Raw genomic sequence first — 311 nt, 5'->3', positions numbered from 1 at the left:
CGATCAAGACCGTGAGCAGCGGTGCATCCTGCATAGGGATTTAAAAATTAATCAACATACAAGAAGCGATTGAATGTATGAAGAGGCTCTAATCCATTCTTGCGCACGACCACTTGGTCCTCTGTACGAACGCCGCCGATTCCCGGAACAATTAGGGACAATTCATATGCGAAAGTTTGACCTTCTTCAAGGACATTATCGCAGCCAGGTCCGATTTCTGGGATATCCTCCTCAGGGTCCATACCTGTGGCATGGGCACCTGTACGGCCTTCGCTCACTTCTACTAAGTACTCCTCTACCTCGTACTTTTT

At 47.9% G+C, this 311-nt stretch carries 1 protein-coding gene; it reads right to left on the bottom strand.

Annotated features, from left to right (window positions below; genetic code table 11):
• Positions 1–47: 47 nt before the first annotated feature.
• Positions 48–311, bottom strand: a 264-nt coding sequence (locus AAHB12_RS31490) for a M24 family metallopeptidase (RefSeq protein ID WP_342048967.1), incomplete at its 5' end; no start/stop codon positions are given.

This window comes from Bacillus sp. OTU530, from assembly GCF_038440375.1.
This window is presented reverse-complemented; position numbering and strand designations above follow the sequence as displayed.